Origin of the sequence: Flavobacterium flavigenum, from assembly GCF_027111255.2 — a bacterium.
Classification (GTDB): Bacteria; Bacteroidota; Bacteroidia; order Flavobacteriales; family Flavobacteriaceae; genus Flavobacterium; species Flavobacterium flavigenum.
This window is the reverse complement of record NZ_CP114285.2, coordinates 3,649,790-3,667,693: the sequence shown is the minus strand read 5'-3', so window position 1 is coordinate 3,667,693 and position 17,904 is coordinate 3,649,790. Positions and strand designations below refer to the sequence as shown.

General features: G+C 35.4%; 13 protein-coding genes and 1 pseudogene. 6 read left to right on the top strand and 8 right to left on the bottom strand.

The features are described 5' to 3' along the window. Positions 1-4: 4 nt before the first annotated feature. The 6 genes from OZP09_RS15180 (at position 5) to OZP09_RS15155 (ending at position 8,409) form a co-directional block, all read left to right on the top strand. Complete coding sequence (locus OZP09_RS15180; RefSeq protein ID WP_281309611.1) at positions 5-1,546, top strand: T9SS type A sorting domain-containing protein; 1,542 nt, start codon at positions 5-7, stop codon at positions 1,544-1,546. A 47-nt stretch (positions 1,547-1,593) separates the two neighbouring features. Beyond that, complete coding sequence (locus tag OZP09_RS15175) at positions 1,594-3,039, top strand: AHH domain-containing protein (protein ID WP_281309610.1); 1,446 nt, start codon at positions 1,594-1,596, stop codon at positions 3,037-3,039. A gap of 6 nt (positions 3,040-3,045) precedes the next feature. Continuing rightward, positions 3,046-3,600: a hypothetical protein gene (locus OZP09_RS15170; RefSeq protein WP_281309609.1), complete on the top strand. Its 555-nt coding sequence runs from the start codon at positions 3,046-3,048 to the stop codon at positions 3,598-3,600. Between the two features lie 463 nt (positions 3,601-4,063). Further along, positions 4,064-4,405, top strand: a complete 342-nt coding sequence (locus tag OZP09_RS15165; RefSeq protein WP_269234569.1) for a hypothetical protein — start codon at positions 4,064-4,066, stop codon at positions 4,403-4,405. Positions 4,406-4,779: 374 nt separating this feature from the next. Beyond that, positions 4,780-5,274 (top strand): hypothetical protein, encoded by a 495-nt coding sequence (locus OZP09_RS15160; RefSeq protein WP_269234568.1) that lies wholly within the window; start codon positions 4,780-4,782, stop codon positions 5,272-5,274. Between the two features lie 690 nt (positions 5,275-5,964). After that, positions 5,965-8,409: a TonB-dependent receptor gene (locus OZP09_RS15155; RefSeq protein ID WP_269234567.1), complete on the top strand. Its 2,445-nt coding sequence runs from the start codon at positions 5,965-5,967 to the stop codon at positions 8,407-8,409. 125 nt (positions 8,410-8,534) lie between these two features. Here the strand turns inward: OZP09_RS15155 and OZP09_RS15150 are convergent, their stop codons facing one another. The 8 genes and pseudogenes from OZP09_RS15150 to OZP09_RS15115 all read right to left on the bottom strand — a co-directional run bounded on the left by OZP09_RS15150 (position 8,535) and on the right by OZP09_RS15115 (position 17,677). Continuing rightward, positions 8,535-9,389, bottom strand: a complete 855-nt coding sequence (locus OZP09_RS15150) for an alpha/beta hydrolase (RefSeq protein ID WP_281309608.1) — start codon at positions 9,387-9,389, stop codon at positions 8,535-8,537. Between the two features lie 20 nt (positions 9,390-9,409). Next, entirely contained in the window at positions 9,410-10,819 is a 1,410-nt protein-coding gene (locus OZP09_RS15145) for a pyridoxal phosphate-dependent decarboxylase family protein (RefSeq protein ID WP_281309607.1), read from the bottom strand. A gap of 81 nt (positions 10,820-10,900) precedes the next feature. Next, positions 10,901-11,554: a class I SAM-dependent methyltransferase gene (locus OZP09_RS15140; RefSeq protein WP_269234564.1), complete on the bottom strand. Its 654-nt coding sequence runs from the start codon at positions 11,552-11,554 to the stop codon at positions 10,901-10,903. 171 nt (positions 11,555-11,725) lie between these two features. Continuing rightward, positions 11,726-12,682, bottom strand: coding sequence for a methylenetetrahydrofolate reductase [NAD(P)H] (gene metF, locus OZP09_RS15135; RefSeq protein ID WP_269234562.1), 957 nt, complete (start codon positions 12,680-12,682; stop codon positions 11,726-11,728). A 92-nt stretch (positions 12,683-12,774) separates the two neighbouring features. Continuing rightward, positions 12,775-13,131, bottom strand: a pseudogene (locus tag OZP09_RS15130) (four helix bundle protein). 154 nt (positions 13,132-13,285) lie between these two features. Further along, the gene (gene metH / locus OZP09_RS15125; protein ID WP_281309606.1) at positions 13,286-15,961 is read right to left on the bottom strand and encodes a methionine synthase; all 2,676 of its coding nucleotides are present in this window, start codon (positions 15,959-15,961) and stop codon (positions 13,286-13,288) included. A gap of 380 nt (positions 15,962-16,341) precedes the next feature. Then, complete coding sequence (locus tag OZP09_RS15120) at positions 16,342-16,626, bottom strand: NTF2 fold immunity protein (protein ID WP_269234561.1); 285 nt, start codon at positions 16,624-16,626, stop codon at positions 16,342-16,344. Positions 16,627-16,672: 46 nt separating this feature from the next. Beyond that, the gene (locus tag OZP09_RS15115) at positions 16,673-17,677 is read right to left on the bottom strand and encodes a homocysteine S-methyltransferase family protein (RefSeq protein WP_269234560.1); all 1,005 of its coding nucleotides are present in this window, start codon (positions 17,675-17,677) and stop codon (positions 16,673-16,675) included. Positions 17,678-17,904 lie beyond the last annotated feature (227 nt).

The window sequence follows — 17,904 nt, the reverse complement described above, 5'->3', positions numbered from 1 at the left end:
AAAAATGAGTAAAACCATCCAGAGAGCAGCAATAATACTATTGCTGCTAGGGAATTCTTTGTGCCATGCGCAGCAAATTCCCGCCGAAAAAAAGATCCTTTTAACTGCTAACTTACAACTGCAGAAAGGTAGTCCTTATTATAATCCTGAGGAGGCTTTAAAAAGCTACAACCTTCTTGCTGAGAAGGGCAACCCAGAAGCTATGAATGCCCTGGGATTAATTTATATTAAAGGCATTACATTAGTTGCCAACGAAGAAAAAGGTATTCTCTGGCTTGAAAAAGCTGCCGAGGCAGGCTATGCTCAAGCCTGGTTCAACTTAGGTCTTCTGTACAAAGAAGGAGTCAGTGTTAAAGGAGATATTACTAAAGCTATAGACTGTTTTAAGAAAGCTGCAACATCAGGATATGACTACGCCTGGCAAAAATTGGGAACAATTTTAATGAAAGGGGAGAATGTTCCTCAGGACTATCTTCAGGCTTTGAACATTTTTAAAGAAGGAGCAGAAAAAGGAAATTCTGGTTGTAATTATTCATTAGGCTATATGTACTACAAAGGATTAGGTTGTACACAAGATTATGACAAAGCTATTAAGCAATTTGAGTTAGGATCGCAAAAAAATAATCCAGCTGCTATGTATATGCTCGGACTATGTTATCGAAACGGTTATGGGACAAGTATAGACTCTGATAAGGCTACATACTGGCTTAACAAATCTGCAGCAAGAGGCTTTAAACCTGCAGATATTGAACTTGCTAATCCAGAGGCTGAAAACATCAATCCAAGCAAGTCAAAAACTATTTCTATACCTATTTCGGAAGTAATTACTATTACTGAATCTGAGGTTCCTGAAAGCTTTAAAAAAGTAAAACAAACACCAATTGAGACAAACATATCAGGGAATTATACTGGACAATTATTACGATATGACTGGAGTGGTCAAAATATCATTAGTAAAACATCACTACAAATAGATTTAAAACAAACAGGTAATAAAATTTCTGGAGAATGGAAAGAAGAAGACGGGGATAACACTTCTTTTACCGCATTAATTCAGGAAAACGCTATTACTTTTCAGGATTCTAAGATTGATCGTATTGATCATTTTCACAAAAATATTCCGACGACGTATGAATTTAAAGAAGCCAAATTGCAGCTTCTTGAAACCCCGGAATCACTTTTTTTGGTGGGCAATCTGAATTTATATAATGTAAAAGAAAAGGAGAACGAAAAACCTATTTTCCTCATTTTAGAGAGAAAACAAGCCAAAAACACTACTGAAGAATTGGAAATAGTCTCTAAAGTTGTTGTGTATCCAAACCCATTTACCAACAGTTTTGAATTGGGCTTTAATTTGGCTAAAAATGCAGATGTCACTGCCAGCATTCACAGTTTGACAGGTCGTTTGCTCTATACCACACAATGGAATAATTTAGAAAAAGGACCGCAAATTAAACAAATAGTTCTTAACGCACCATCAGGTAATTATATACTGCGTATTAATTACGGAAACGAGGTAAAGACTTCTATTCTAATCAAAAAATAAGAAATATGAAAAATAAATATATTATATTGGTCCTTACGTTCTTATACATGCTCATTGGGCACCAAAGTTATGGTCAGGATTATAATGAAGATTCCTACGGTAATCCTATCGTTAATGATACCGTTTTTTTACCCGAACTTCCTATTACAAATAGCTATACAGACGTAGACAATACTCCTGATATTTACCTGCAATACAGTCACTTAATTAGCAATACAGGTAATTATTGTTTGCTGTGTACTGATGATGATGATCCTATTGACGTACAAACGCCTATAACTACTCCAGTACCTGCACCGATAGTAACCCCTGGATGTTGGTATTGTGATGAAAACAACAATTATATAGGTGTCGGTGTAAATTACTTGCCTCCTCTTCGTGGTGGGTCTGCATATGTAGAATATCATAGGCCAGGGCACTATGGTTATATAATTGATTTTTGTGGAAGCGAAGGCTATGGTAGTGGTTACGCAGATATTTGCATACTGTATGGAATTAATGGCAAAATCGCTCTTCGTGTTCCAATTAAAGAAGTCCGGGATTTAGCTTATCTTATGTCAGCTGCTGATGAAAAGTATCATTTTGAGTTTTATAAATTTGTTCAGTTAAACCCTGTAGTTGGTTTAAAAATACTAAAAGCTTATACTGCTTCAGTCAATAAAGAAGATGCTTTTATAAATAATATTGCTTTGGCATTGATAGCAGGAAATGCTGATATCTCAGTAACCGCAGCTGCAATTATTATTCCCCGAATTATACAATATTATTATTACGAACTAGAGAGGTTAAGACTAGAAAACCCCGGCTGGAGTGAATTTAAGTTAAAATCTACTGCAGCCCTTAATTTATTTCAAACGGGATTAGATGTTATTGGGCTTATACCAGTAATAGGCGAAATTCCCGATTTGGTAAACGGAGGAATTTACCTTGTTAGAGGAGATTTATTGAACGCCTCAATAAGCGCATTAGCTATCATCCCTATTGGTGGACAAGCGGCAACGGGAAGTAGACTGGTTATAAAAATCGTAGATGGTGTTGCAGTACCAATAGCCAAAGGAGCTGATGAGGTTGCGGCATTAGCCGCCAGAATAGCAGCAGAAACCGAGGCAGTCTGGAAACTAAGTGCTCAAAAACTTGGAAGAGTGCCATCAGGAACAACGTTGGGCGAAAACTTAATTTCATTTGGAAAAAACAGGCCTATTAATAGTCATGCGCATCATATCACGGCAGGTGGAGCAAGTAACGTTAACGCTGCAAGTGCCAGAGCAATATTACAAAGAGAAGGTATTGACATTAATGAAGCGGCAAATGGGGTATTTTTGCCATCCAGTTCTAAATATGCTATTGATGAAGCAGTACCACATGCTAATGTACATACTAACCTTTATTATGAAAAAGTATTCGAAAGACTGGAAGCTGCACAACCAGGAAAAGTTAGAGAAGAATTACAAAAAATTGCAGATGAATTATTAAACGGGACATTTCCTTATTAAAGAATTATGAAATTATTTAAAGTACAAAAAGACAGTAATAACATCCAACTCGTGCAACCTGTTGACCATTCAAAAATATCTCTTGAAAGATTTAGATTTGACTGTGAACCAAAAAAAAACACATGGGAAGATATTTTATTCTATATACATAATCCTAAAACAAAACCTAAAAACTTCTACAGTACTTCCGGAGGCTGTTTAGTTTTCGATGAAAAAACCTTGGAACTTTGTCGCACAGTTTTTGAAATGAGTGGTGAGATTATCCCTATCCAAATCGAACGTGGTCCTGAACTCTATATCCTGAATATTTTAGAATGTATGAACGGATTAGATTATGAAAATACAGTTTGGGATTATTATAGTGATGGCACTAAAGGAAGAATACTTCAATATGCTTTCCATAAAGAAAGAGTTATCAATGAATCTACTATTTTCAAAATTCCTGAGACAGCCAAAACTGATATTTTTTGTTTTGCAGATACTAAGGATAGAGAAGATGAATTTTACCATATCTATCATGACAATGGTTTGACAGGTTTACTGTTTGAAGAGATGAAATAATTTCTAATATAAAATATTCTAATTATTTAACTGAATTTTATTTTACTGTTCAAGATAAAACTTGGACAGTTTTTTTTATAATGATTGAAATTAAGTATTGGTTATTTTTTACGTCATTACTTCTTTAAAAGTAGGTGCACGTTATATAATCGAAGGAGCCTCCAGGGCAAGTAAGAACAGAATTAAAAAAAATTGCAGACGAATTATTAAACGGAACATTCATTCCCTTATTAAAAAACTATGAGATTATTTAAAGCGAGACACGATAGTAATAATATCCAATTAATTACACCTACTGACCATTCAAAAATAGATTTAAATAGATTTAAATAGATTTAATTTTAATTGTGAGCAAAAAAAAGACATTTGGGAAGACATTTTATTTTATGTGCATAATCCCAAAACAAAACCTAAAAATTTTTATCTTTTAGATAGTAGCTGTTTAGTTTTTGATCAAAAAACCTTGGAACTTTGCCGTTCTGTTTTTGAAATGAGTGGTGAGATTATCCCTATTCAGATTGAGCGTGGTCCTGAACTATATATCTTGAATATTCTGGAATGCATGAACGGGCTTGACTACGAAAATACAGTTTGGGATTATTACGGAGATGGTACAAAAGGACGAATACTTGAATATGCTTTTCATAAAGAAAGAATAATTAACGAATCTACTATTTTTAAAATTCCCGAAACTGTTAATATTGATATATTCTGTTTTGCCAATACAAAAGACAGGGAAGACGAATTTTATCATATCTATCATGACAATGGTTTGACAGGTTTACTGTTTGAGGAAATGAAATAATAATTTTTTTAAGAAAAGTTACATCTTTAAAAAGGTGTAACTTTTTTGTATTAAACAAATCCAACTGGTTCTCGTCTGTGACGAGTACCTACTTAAATTAGAAAATACAAAACGTAGCGTTTGCAACGCGGTTAACTAAAAAAGGAGTGTCTTTAAACAAGGTCACTCCTGTTTTTTTTATACTATTCTTGAAATCAATATATTTGATAAAAGGATATTAGAACTTAAGAGCTATGTAAAAATTTCTTTAACGTAAATCTGTTAAAAAAACCGCGTTACAAACGCTCTATTTAGTTTACAAAAGTAAGTAGGCGCTCGTTGTAAACGAGCACCAGTTGAGTAGATTGCTTATAAAAATTAATTTATATAAAAAAATGAAAAAAATAACACTAATTTTATGTGCAATAATCTTAACAGCATGTACATGTAAAAAAGAGACAAAAAACAAAGAGATAAAATATGATAAAAATATCTCAAAGCTAACATTAAATGATTTTAATGGAGATACTTTAGCATACGTGCAAACCAAAATTATAGATAGAAAGGAATACTATATTGGTAAAAAATTTAAGGTCTTAATTGACGATTTTAATATACCAATAAAGTTTGTTGTTTATTCAGGTGATGATAATAACATTACAAAAGTTAGTAGCACCGCTTTTCTTATATACGATGGTTTTCAAATAAAAAATAAATTAAATAAAGGAGAAATCCCTGTTAATCTTATTATAGAATGGAATCCAGCTTTAAATAAAAAAGATCTTGATAAATTAAACAAAGAAATAAATTGGACTCCTGAAAAGGAAGCCTATTTTAGTGAGCAAATAATTGGAAATTTAGGCAGAACAAATTATCCTGGAAAAAAGTAAAAGAGTTAATATACCATTTTATTAAAGTATTCGGTTTATATATTCCAACTGGCACTCGTTTACCCAACGGTTTCTGGTGCTCGTTTTCAACGAGTACCTACTTAAATTAATAGAAAAAAGTAGCGTTTGCAACGCGGTTAACTAAAAACAGGAGTGTCTTGAAACAAGGTTACTCCTGTTTTTTTTATACTATTCTTGAAATCAATATATTTGATAAAAGGATATTAGAACTTAAGAGCTATGTAAAAATTTCTTTAACGTAAATCTGTTAAAAAAACCGCGTTACAAACGCTCTATTCAGTTTACAAAAGTAAGTAGAGAGTGTCCGAAAAGTCGAGCTACCTTTCTGAGAATCGTTTATATGAAAATTGTTTCCAATAGGTATCTGAATATTTAACACATAAAAAGAGGCTGTCCTTACTTTTCGGACAGCCTCAGTGGAGTTGGCTATCTTTTACCCATCTTTCCAGTACTAGCTTGTAACTAGTACCAGCTTAAATTAACAGGAAAGAGGCAACTTTTGCAACGCTGTCAATTAAAAACAAAAGTGTCTTTACAAGGCCACTCGTGTTTTTGTTAATAAAAATAATATTTAAACTTAGGAGAACAACATTTCAAAAATCATTTGTTTTTTATTTTTATTTAGTCTAAATTATTATATTTTTGCAGCCTAAAATTTAAATAACCACCATGAAGTTTACTTATTTAATAGTGCTGCTTACCTTTTTTGGTATTAGTCAGGCACAAAATGCAAAAATTACAGGAAAGATAATTTCCGAAAATAATGAAGTTGTTTCCTATGCTTCTATATCGATTAAAAGTCCTAAAAAAAATGCCATTTCTGATGATAAAGGTAATTTTGAAATTACTAATCTATCCCCTGGATTTTATACTGTTTATTTTTCGGCAATGGGATTTTCTGCTTTAGAAAAAACAATCGAGCTGCATGAAAATGAAAATGCAGAAGTTTCTATATTATTACAGAAAAACATTAATACATTGCAGGCAGTGGAAATTACAGGACGAAAAGAGAAATCTTATAAAAACACCAAATCTTTTATTGGAGCCAAAACTGAAATTGCCTTAAAAGATTTACCTCAGGCAGTTTCTTATGCTACAAAAGAGTTAATTGCAGATCAGGGTACCATTCGCGTAGGCGAGATTGTGAAAAATTTCAGCGGGGTAAGCCAGTTTACTTTTTACGATGATATTTCGATTAGAGGATTTCGTATCAATGGAGGAAGTAATACACAATTATTAAACGGAATGCGAACCTCAACAGGTTTTTGGAAACAGCCGCTTGCCAATTACTTAGAACGTGTTGAAGTTTTAAAAGGTCCGTCTTCAGCTTTATTTGGAAATGCTTCTCCGGGAGGAGTTATAAACCGTGTCACAAAGAAACCTTTAGATCAGGCGGCCAACAGCGTTAGTTTCTCTACAGGTAGTTTTAATACGTTAAGAGCCCTTGCCGATTTTACTGGTCCGCTTACTGAAGACAAGTCTCTTTTATACCGTCTGAATCTTGGGTATGAGAATGCTAATTCCTTTAGAGATTTACAATTTGATAAAAATATCGTGTTAGCCCCATCTTTGTCTTTTTTGCCTAATGATAAAACAAGCGTCAATTTTGATTTGATTTATACGTCATCAAAAAGTATTCTTGATCGTGGTCAGTCTACCTATGAAGATAATTTGTATTCGACAAAGATTTCCAACTCTTTGAATTCGACAAACGATTATTTAAATGAGGAAACCTACATCGTAACAACTTCACTAAACCATCAATTTACAGATCGTTTATCTTTTTCAGCTTCCTACATACGCACAGGTTATAACGAAGATCTGCTTGAACACCGAGGTGCTAATAAATATGCCTCTGCAGGTGATGGAAGCACAATTTCAACAGCAATTGAAATGCAGGTTTTTCAACGTAAGCGTAAACGTTATATCGATAACCTTTCTGCTTTTTTAAAGTATCAGGCTAAAACCGGAATTTTCGATCATAATCTGATTGCCGGTTACGATTATGCACAGGAAAATGTTCCTCCGGGAGGTTCTCAACTGCAGGCTTCCGGATACAGAAATGCTGCCAACACAGGATTTATCGCAACATATAATCCTAATAACAAAAGTGCTTATTTATTAGACTCTAAAGGAAATCCTGTACCAAACGTAGCACATTTTGACTTAACAAATCCATCAGGATCTCAGCAATTAAAAGACATGAGCAAATATTTTTATACCGTTCGCGCCTATGATCCTACTTATTACTCTTTGTATGGGGTATATTTTCAGGATCATGTAAAATTTGGAGCTTTTCAGGCATTAATCGGAGTTCGTTACGATGAGTATACCGATAAAGAGAATTATAAAAAAGATTCAGAGAAAAAAGTAAAACAGCATTCTTTTTTACCGCGTTTTGGTTTGACCTATACACTTAATCCAAACATTAATCTTTATGGGACTTATGTTAAAGGATATAATCCGCAATTAGCTTCTTCGCTATCAAATCCAAATGCAGGAGGTCCTTTTGATCCTTTAGAAAGTAATATGGTTGAATTTGGAGGAAAATCTTCCTGGTTTAAGGAAAGGCTTTTCGTAACTGTAGCTTTATTTAAAATTCAGCAGAAAAACACCTTGTATCCGGCGAATGATACTACAAATCCGGATTTAATGCGGGCTATTGGAGAAGAAGAATCTAAAGGTATTGAGATTGATGTAAACGGAAGTATAACAAGAAACTGGAGCATCTCGGCAGCCTATTCTTATAATGAAGCGTATATAACAGAAAGTCCGGAAGCAACCGAAATTGGAAGACAAAAGCCTAACACACCCGTTCAGCAGGGCAATATCTGGACGCGTTACAATTTTACCAATGGTGTACTTAAAGATTTTGGAATCGCAATGGGATCTAACTTTGTAACAACCCGAAATTTAAGTCAGACCATAACACAAACAATTCCAGGCTACACATTATTTAATGCTGCTTTGTATTATAATATTAATAAGTTTAAAATACAGTTGAATGCCAACAATATAACCAATAAAACGTATTGGGTTGGCGGTTATGACTATATTCGGTTGTTCCCCGGAGCACCATCAAATTGGCTCTTGACACTTGGGTACTCATTTTAAATTTTAATATCCCAACCAAATACTAAAATGTATCTAAAAAATTAGCCTGGAGTAATTCCGGGTTAATTGTTTTATTCTATAACTGATGATAATTGACTGTAACTTCCAAATAAAATTCAAAATCCTTATTTCAAAAAATAATTATTATCCTCAAACCAATCTGCTAGTCGCTGTGACCAGGTTTTGAGTGAGTTTGTTTTGGATCTTTTGCCCATATTAAAAGCATGTCCGCCTTTAGAGTATAAATGCATTTCTACCGGAACATTCGCTTTTCGGTATCCGTTGAGCAATTCCACTATTGGTCCTGAACAACAGGAATCATCATTTGCCGCCACTAAAAAAGCGGGTGGCGCATCGGTCTTAATTTCTTTCGGAATAAACAATGGTCCGGGATACACTAATATTTGAAAATTGGGTTGTGCGTCTAATTTATCTATTGCATCTGAAGTGTTTTTCACAACATTATTAGAATTATAGGCAATCAGCGCAACCACTTCCCCGCCAGCAGAAAATCCCATCGCACCAATTCGGTTGACATCAATTTTATATTCTGCTGCCTTGCTTCTTATGAGTCTCATCGCTCTTTCGGCGTCCTGCTTAATGTGGGTTTCTAATTTATATGGAGAATCTTTTGTTCTGGCTAAACGGTATTTCAGGACAAAAGCTGTAATTCCTATACTGTTTAAAAACGCAGCAGCATCTTTTCCTTCCGAATTAAAAACCAGCTTTTCATGCCCGCCTCCGGGACAAATAAGTACTGCCAATCCATTTGGCTTCTCAGGAAAATAAGCTGTTATGGATGGGTTATGAATATTTCTGACCCACCAGTCCTGTGCCTGCTCAGGTTCATTTTTAAGATTTTCAAAACCGGGAGCGCCATCTTTCCACAGGTGAATTGTAGTCCCATTTTGTTGTGAAAATCCCTTATTACAAAAAACCAAAACAAATAAATAAAGGCAAAATTTAATATTTGATTTCATTCCAATTATTTAAAATTGATTTATAAATATAAGGCATTTAGCGTTTCTTTCATTTGCTCTATTACAATTTTAATATCATTTTCAGTTGTTCGCCAATTTACAAATGAAGCTCGGATTCCTTTTTTGTTTTGATAGACAGTCGGCGTCATAAAAACTATTCCCGTATCATTTAATTTTGTTAAAAAATCACTCACTTTATCTTGATTTTCACCTCCTTTTAAAGTGAAGCAAACATTGTTTAATCGAATTGGAGCAAGAAGTTCAAAACTGCCGTCTTCAATAAGAGCATTTCCAAAATGAAGTGCCAATGAAGTGCTTTTTTCGATAATATCACAAAAACCTTCTCTTCCGTATGCAACTAAAGAAAACCAAACCGGCAGCGCTCTTAAACGTCTTGAGTTTTCAGGTACTACATTAAAGTAATTAAAATTTTCTAATGGATTTCCTAAGTAGGGCGCATTTGAATTCTGAAAAGTTTCAATTTGCAAGGCTGTGTGCTGCTCTTTTATCAAATAAAAGGCGCTTTCATAAGGCACATTCAACCATTTATGACAATCAATTGTAATACTGTCTGCATTTTCCCAACCTTGAACATAATGTTTGTATTTCTCTGAAACGGCGGCAAAACCTCCAAAAGCAGCATCAATATGCCACCAGAAATTGTATTTTTCTTTTAGTTTTGAAATAGCTTCAAAATCATCATAATCAGCCGTATTAACTGTTCCGGCACTTGAAATGAGAATAAAGGGTTTTCCATTTAAATTTTTAATATTTTGTTCTAAATCAACGATATCAATTGCTTCTCGATTTCCTTCAATGGTTTGAATCGCGGTATAATTCTGGCTTCCAATTCCTAACATTGATAATGCTTTTATCGAAGAAGAATGAGGTGTAGCGGAAAAAACATGTATGATTTCTGAAATTCCGTTTTTGGCAAAATCCTTACCGAATTGTTTTCCAAACCATTGTCTCGCAACCCCCAAACAGGTAAAATTCGACATTGTTGCACCGGTCACAAATCCTCCTAAAAATGATTTTGGAAGCCCTAATAATTGCAAAAGCAGATTAATCGTTTCAAATTCGATCAGTGCAGAAACACCTCCCTGCGCTTTTACAGCTTGTGTGTTCTGATCGTAAATTGAAGTCAGCCAGTCACCAACAATAGATGCCGGGGTTGAACCTCCTGTGACAAAACCCCAGTAACGTGGTCCGGAAGAAGCAACCATTAAAGGTGCCAGTCTTGCATTAAATTCTTCTAAAGCTGCCAGCGAACCTAAACCTAATTCGTTTAATTCTCTGGAATAATCAATTGAATTTTTGTTAGAAGTTGGAATATTTTCAAGATTATTCAAAAAGTCGATTCCCTGCTTTTTTGTTTTTTCTAAAATATTTTCAAAATTATTTAAATCGTGTTGAAGTACTGAATTCACTATATAAATTTTAAAAAGTTTGACGTATTAAAACGGTACTAAAACAGAATGAATTATTACCATTATTGAAGCTGATAAAAATTACTTCTCTAAAACAATTGTTGTAAAAGCCCGGTCAACAAGCTCTCCTGTTTTGCTTTTTACTTTTTCGGTATGGCTTTCAGTATAAACAACTCTAAAATCTGTTTTTTCAATTAGTTGTAATGCTTTTTCTGTACTGTAAAGTTCAAATTCAAATTGCGTAAAAGGAAGCGTTTTCATAAAACTTTCCTCTGCAAATGTCAGACAGAAATTCCCATTTGGTTTTAAAACCCTGTAGATTTCTAAAAGCAGTTGTTGAGGATCCTGCCAAAAATAAATGGTATTCACGGTGAATATTTTATCGAAAGATGCTGCTTCAAACGGAATAATATTTCCATCATAAATTGAAAAGAAAGCTTGTTTTTGAGAAACAAAATTTCGGTTGATCCGGCGTGCTTCCTGAAACATTAAATCAGACATTTCCAGTCCGTAATATTTCAGGTTTTGTGCCTGTTCGAAAATAAATGCTGCGTGGCCTGCATTTCCGTGTCCTAATTCAAGGATACTATTTCCTGATGAAATATTGAGATTCTGAACTGAATGGCGCGTCATGTTGATGTTGGTTTCATGCATCATGTTTGCCATTTCGATTCCTTTTTCTCCTGTTGGATGTTTTAACTGGGATGCAATTTCTTGTAATTCTTCATTTTTCATAAACGTAAATTTTAAATTCCAAAAATTCCAAATTCCAATTTTTGCGACTTGTTTGTCATTTCGACCTTTTGGGAGAAATCACATTAGTAACTCGACAACAGTGCGTTGCTCTCCCTCAGTGATTTCTCCTTCGTCGAAATGACAAAAATACTCGATAATAGTGGACGTAAGCTAAAAAACCTGACTCGCGATCTGTCTGATATTCTCAGATTTACCCATTGAATAATAATGTAAAAACGGAACTCCGGCTTCTTTCAGTTCTTTTGACTGCTGAATCGCCCACTCGACTCCGACTTGTTTGATTTCAGCGTTGTTTTTGCATTTATCTACTTCGCGAATCAAATCTTCCGGTAAATCGATGCGGAAAATCTGAGGCAGGATCTGCATGTGTTTTTGAACAGCAATTGGCTTAATTCCTGGGATAATAGGTACTGTAATTCCCATTTCCCTCGCTTTCTCTACGAAGGCAAAATATTTAGCATTGTCGAAAAACATTTGCGTTACCACATAATCTGCCCCGGCATCTACTTTTTCCTTTAATCTTCGTAAATCTGACTGTAAAGAAGGCGACTCCAGATGTTTCTCCGGATAACCGGCAACACCAATACAAAAATCGGCTCTGTTGTCTATGTCCATCACTTCATGAAGATATTTACCACAATTCAGATCATTTATTTGTCTAACCAAATCAACAGCATAATGATTACCGCCATCTTTAGGAACGAAAGACTGCTCATGTTTCATCGCGTCGCCACGAAGTGCCATTACATTGTTAATTCCCAGATAATGACAATCAACAAGCATGTATTCTGTTTCTTCTTGTGTGAACCCACCACATAGTAAATGTGGAACGGTATCTACATTATATTTATGTTTTATAGAAGCGCATATTCCAAGCGTTCCTGGACGCATACGAGTTAGTTTTTTATCTAGAAGTCCGTTGCCTTTGTCAATATAAATGTACTCTTCGCGAGAAGTCGTTACATCAATAAACGGCGGGTTAAACTCCATCAACGGATCAATATTATCGTATAATTCCTGAATGCTTTTCCCCTTTTGAGGCGGAATGATTTCAAATGAGAATAATGTTTTTCCTTTGGCGTTTTCTATATGTTCTGTTACTTTCATTATTTATTAGTTGATAGTTTTTGGTTGATGGTTGATGGTTTTAGTTTCGTTCTTTGCTGTAACTAATCATCACAATAATTAACAATCAATAACTAAATTATTTTTTTATAGTAATTAATAAATCCGTTTAATAGCTTTTTACACGTTTCAATTTGTTTTAGAGCAACATTAAAATTATTATCATCAATATATTTTTGATCAAATGCAAGATAATATTGCGTTTCTAATTCATAAAGTGATCCTCTTGAAATATGGAGAAAATGTATAGTATCTTTTGATGTTTGTCTTCCTCAACCTTCAGCTATATTTGAAGGAATTGAAATTGCAGCTCTTCGCATTTGATTGGTTAATCCAAATAACTCTTCTTTTGGAAACAATTTAGAAGAATCATATAATAAATTAACTAATTTCCGAGCTTCAAGCCAAACCTCCAATTTACTGTATTCCATTTTTTGTTTTAGTTGTTAGTTGTCGGTTGATAGTTGTTTGCTATAATAGTCATCTATCAACAATCAACCAAAAATCATCACAACTCAAGTTCGTTAAAAGTTGTTGGCTTTGATAGTCAGTCTATCAACTATCAACCAAAAACCATCAACCAAATTAATCTGCTATATTAGGGTTTAACCATTTCATTGCGTAATCCAACGGTACATTTCGGCGTTTTGCGTAATCTGTCACCTGATCTTCTTTTATTTTTCCGAGTCCGAAATATTTACTTTTTGGATTTCCGAAATAATAACCTGAAACTGACGAAGCTGGCCACATCGCCATACTTTCTGTCAGTTTTACTCCAATTTGTTTTTCAACATCTAAAAGTTTCCAGATCGTTGGTTTCTCTAAGTGATCCGGACAAGCAGGATAACCCGGCGCTGGACGAATTCCTTTATAACTTTCTTTAATCAATTCTTCATTAGTTAAAGACTCATCTGAATCATAACCCCAGAAATCTTTACGCACTCGCTCGTGAAGATATTCGGCGAAAGCCTCAGCAAAACGATCTGCAAGTGCTTTTACCATAATCGAATTATAATCATCAAGGTTCTTTTCGTATTCGGCAGCCCATTCGTCAACTCCAAAACCAGTTGTTACACAGAAAGCACCCATATAATCATCTATTCCACTTTCTTTTGGCAGAATAAAATCAGCCAGAGCAATATTTGGTGCGCCTTTTGTTTTTTGTCCCTGTACACGTAAAGTCAAAAATTTCTCTAACACTTTTCCGTTTTCATCGCGCAATTCGATATCGTCATCGTCAACCTGATTGCAAGGGAAAATTCCGTAAATACCTTTAGCTTTCAGTTTTTTCTCAGCTAAAATCACTTTCAGCATTGCCTGAGCATCTGCAAAGACAGAAGTTGCCTGTTCGCCCACAACTTCATCCGTTAGAATTGCCGGATATTTTCCATGCAATTCCCAAGTTTGGAAGAATGGCGTCCAGTCAATATACGGAACCAAAACATCCAATTCAACTTCGATGATTTGTGCTCCAATTACTTTTGGTTTAACTGGAGTATATTCAGACCAATCTAATTGTAATTTATTTTTACGGGCTTCTTCAATCGTTAAGAAATTTTTATCTCTTGAACGATTTAAGAATGTTTCTCTAAAAGCATCGTATTCTGCACGAATATCTGCTGCATATATTTTTCGGTTATGATCTAACAGATTTCCTGCAACCGTAACAGCTCTCGAAGCATCATTTACGTGAATAACCGTTTCTCTGTACTGAGGTGCAATTTTCACGGCGGTATGCGCGCGCGAAGTCGTTGCCCCGCCAATCATAATCGGGATTTTAATATTTTGCTTGTCTAATTCTTTGGCCAGATACACCATTTCGTCAAGCGAAGGCGTGATCAGTCCGCTTAGTCCGATAATGTCAACTTCATGTTCAATTGCCGCTGCAATGATTTTTTCGGGAGGCACCATTACACCCAAATCTACAATCTCGTAATTGTTACAGGCCAGAACCACCGAAACGATGTTTTTACCAATATCGTGAACGTCGCCTTTTACAGTCGCCATCAGGATTTTTCCGTTTCCTTGTTTGTCGCCGGCTTGTTTACTGGCTTCAATAAAAGGCAATAAATAAGCAACCGCTTTTTTCATTACACGTGCCGATTTAACTACCTGAGGCAGGAACATTTTTCCGCTTCCGAATAAATCTCCAACCACATTCATTCCTGTCATCAAATTGATTTCGATAACTTCGATTGGTTTTGTGGCTGCCAAACGTGCTTCTTCCACATCTTCTTCAATAAAAGCATCAATTCCTTTTACCAATGAATGTGTAATACGATCCTGAACCGAACCTAAACGCCATTCCTGAATCGTTTTTTCGTCGCTTTTTACTTCGCCTTTTACGTTTTCCGCAAAATCTAAAAGTCGTTCTGTAGCATCATCGCGTCTGTCCAGAATTACGTCTTCAACGTGTTCTAATAAGTCTTTCGGAATATCATCGTAAATCGTCAACATTTCAGGATTCACGATTCCCATTGTCATTCCTTCTTTAATAGCGTGGTATAAAAACACCGAATGCATCGCTTCACGAACAACGTCATTTCCTCTAAAAGAGAACGAAACGTTACTTACACCACCACTAATATGTGCATGTGGCAAGTTCTCGCGAACCCATTTTGTTCCTCTAAAAAAGTCCAATGCATTCAGGCGGTGTTCTTCCATTCCTGTTGCCACGGGGAAAATGTTCAAATCGAAAATAATATCCTGTGGAGGGAAACCTACTTTGTTTACCAAAATATCATACGAACGCTGACAAATCTCTACTCTTCGATCGTAATTATCAGCCTGACCTACTTCGTCAAAAGCCATCACGATAGCTGCAGCTCCGTAACGCTTGATTAATTTGGCGTGATGAATAAAAGCTTCTTCTCCTTCTTTTAACGAAATCGAGTTGACAACACTTTTTCCCTGAACCACTTTCAGACCGGCTTCGATAATTTCCCACTTCGAACTGTCGATCATAATCGGTACTCTCGAAATATCTGGTTCTGCAGCAATTAAGTTTAGGAATTTGGTCATAGCAGTTACACCGTCCAACATTCCTTCATCCATATTGATATCGATGATCTGCGCTCCTCCTTCTACCTGCTGTCTTGCTATATCAAGTGCCTCGTCATACTTCTCTTCCTTGATTAATCGAAGGAATTTTCTTGAACCCGTTACATTCGTACGCTCCCCAACGTTTACAAAAACGCTTTCTGGCGTAATAATCAAAGGTTCTAATCCTGACAATATAAGGTTTCTTCTTTTTTCAGTCATTTTCTTTAAAGTTGCTAAGCTTCTGAGAGGCTTAGGTTCTAAGTTTTATTCTTCTTTATTTCTTTTCCTGCAAGGTTTTCAAAATCTTGTAGGTATTTATATTACTATTTTGGACGTGTCCCAAGGGCCGGGCTATCCGTTGCAAGTCCTCGACCAATTCCGTTATCACTGCATTGGTCTGTGGGCTTTTCACTGCTATCCCTCACGCAGACTCGGTTTCATTAAAAAATTTTCGTTTTTCCGAGGTTTTTAACTGTATTTTTCTTTTGCTAGCGCGAGCGTCACGCTCGTGCACGTTGCAATTATAAATTTTTAAATCTTTAATCTTTGCGGGCACGAGCGTGACGCTCGCGCTAGCAATGAGAATTTTAATTACCATTCTACTTACCATGCATCATATATAAAACTTTACCATTTTTTGCAGAGATTTTAATATCAAACACGCCTCCAAAACCAATACTATTAAAAGTCCCTTTAATGTCCCAAATAGAATCATTTTCTATTGTTACGGTATAAGGTCTTTGATCTTCTATTTGATCTTTTCCGTATGATTCAAACAAAATTGGCTCAGCAATTCCAACTGCCGTTTCTTCTTTTGTAACTAAACAATCTTCACATTTAATACTTTTCTGAAAAACTGTATTTGTTGTATAATTACAACTCATTAACATTAAATAAAATAGAATCAAAATATTCTTCATATTAAGAAGATTATTCAAAACTTGGCGCCACTCTAGGCTTATAATCCTTCGCTACCTCAGCCATTAAACGGATATGATCTGGCGTTGTTCCGCAACAACCGCCGATGATATTGATTAAATTATCCTCTAAATATTCTTTGATGAATGCCTGAGTCTGCTCCGGTGTTTCATCATATTGTCCGAAAGCGTTTGGCAATCCTGCATTTGGATGCGCCGAAACATTAAAACTTGTGTTGTGTGCTAACGTTTTTAAATACGGTTTCAACAAATCAGCTCCTAAAGCGCAATTGAAACCAACGCTTAACAACGGAATATGCGAAACAGAAATTAGGAAAGCTTCAACTGTTTGTCCGGAAAGTGTTCTTCCTGAAGCATCGGTAATGGTTCCTGAAACCATTATTGGAATATCGATATTGCGTTCTTCTTTTACTTCTTCAATTGCAAAAAGTGCTGCTTTTGCATTTAGCGTATCAAAAATCGTTTCTACTAAAAGTAAATCACAACCACCGTCTATTAAAGCCTCTACTTGCTGTTTGTAAGCAATTCGTAAATCGTCGAAAGTTACCGCTCTGTAACCCGGATCGTTTACATCTGGTGACATACTTGCCGTACGGTTTGTTGGTCCGATTGAACCTGCTACAAAACGTGGCTTTTCTGGATTTTTAGCTGTGAATTCATCCGCAACTTGCCTCGCCAATTTAGCCGATTCGTAGTTTAATTCGTAAACCAGATCTTCCATGAAATAATCGGCCATACCGATTGTGGTGCCGGAAAATGTATTGGTTTCTACGATATCTGCACCTGCTTCGTAATACGCAGCATGAACATCACGAATGGCCTGTGGCTGCGTCAGGGATAATAAATCGTTGTTTCCTTTTAAAGGATGTGGAAAATCTTTGAAACGCTCGCCACGAAAATCTTCTTCTGAAAAGTTGTAGCGCTGTAACATGGTTCCCATTGCCCCATCAAGGATTAGGATATTTTTTTTGATTGCTTCCTGAATTGTAATCGACATATTTATTTTGTTTTAGCTGTTAAGATTCTAAGGCCCTAAGATGCTAAGTTTTTAATTCATTATTAATTCCAAAAGTTCACAATTGCCGGCTCATTAGCCCCGATGGTTGCGATATCCTTTTATTCTGGGGTTCAGAATAAAAGATATAGCATACAGCGGGAATTATGACTGCAAAAATGCGCCAATGATTCGCTCGAAATACTGAATCTGTTTCAGAATATTGTAAG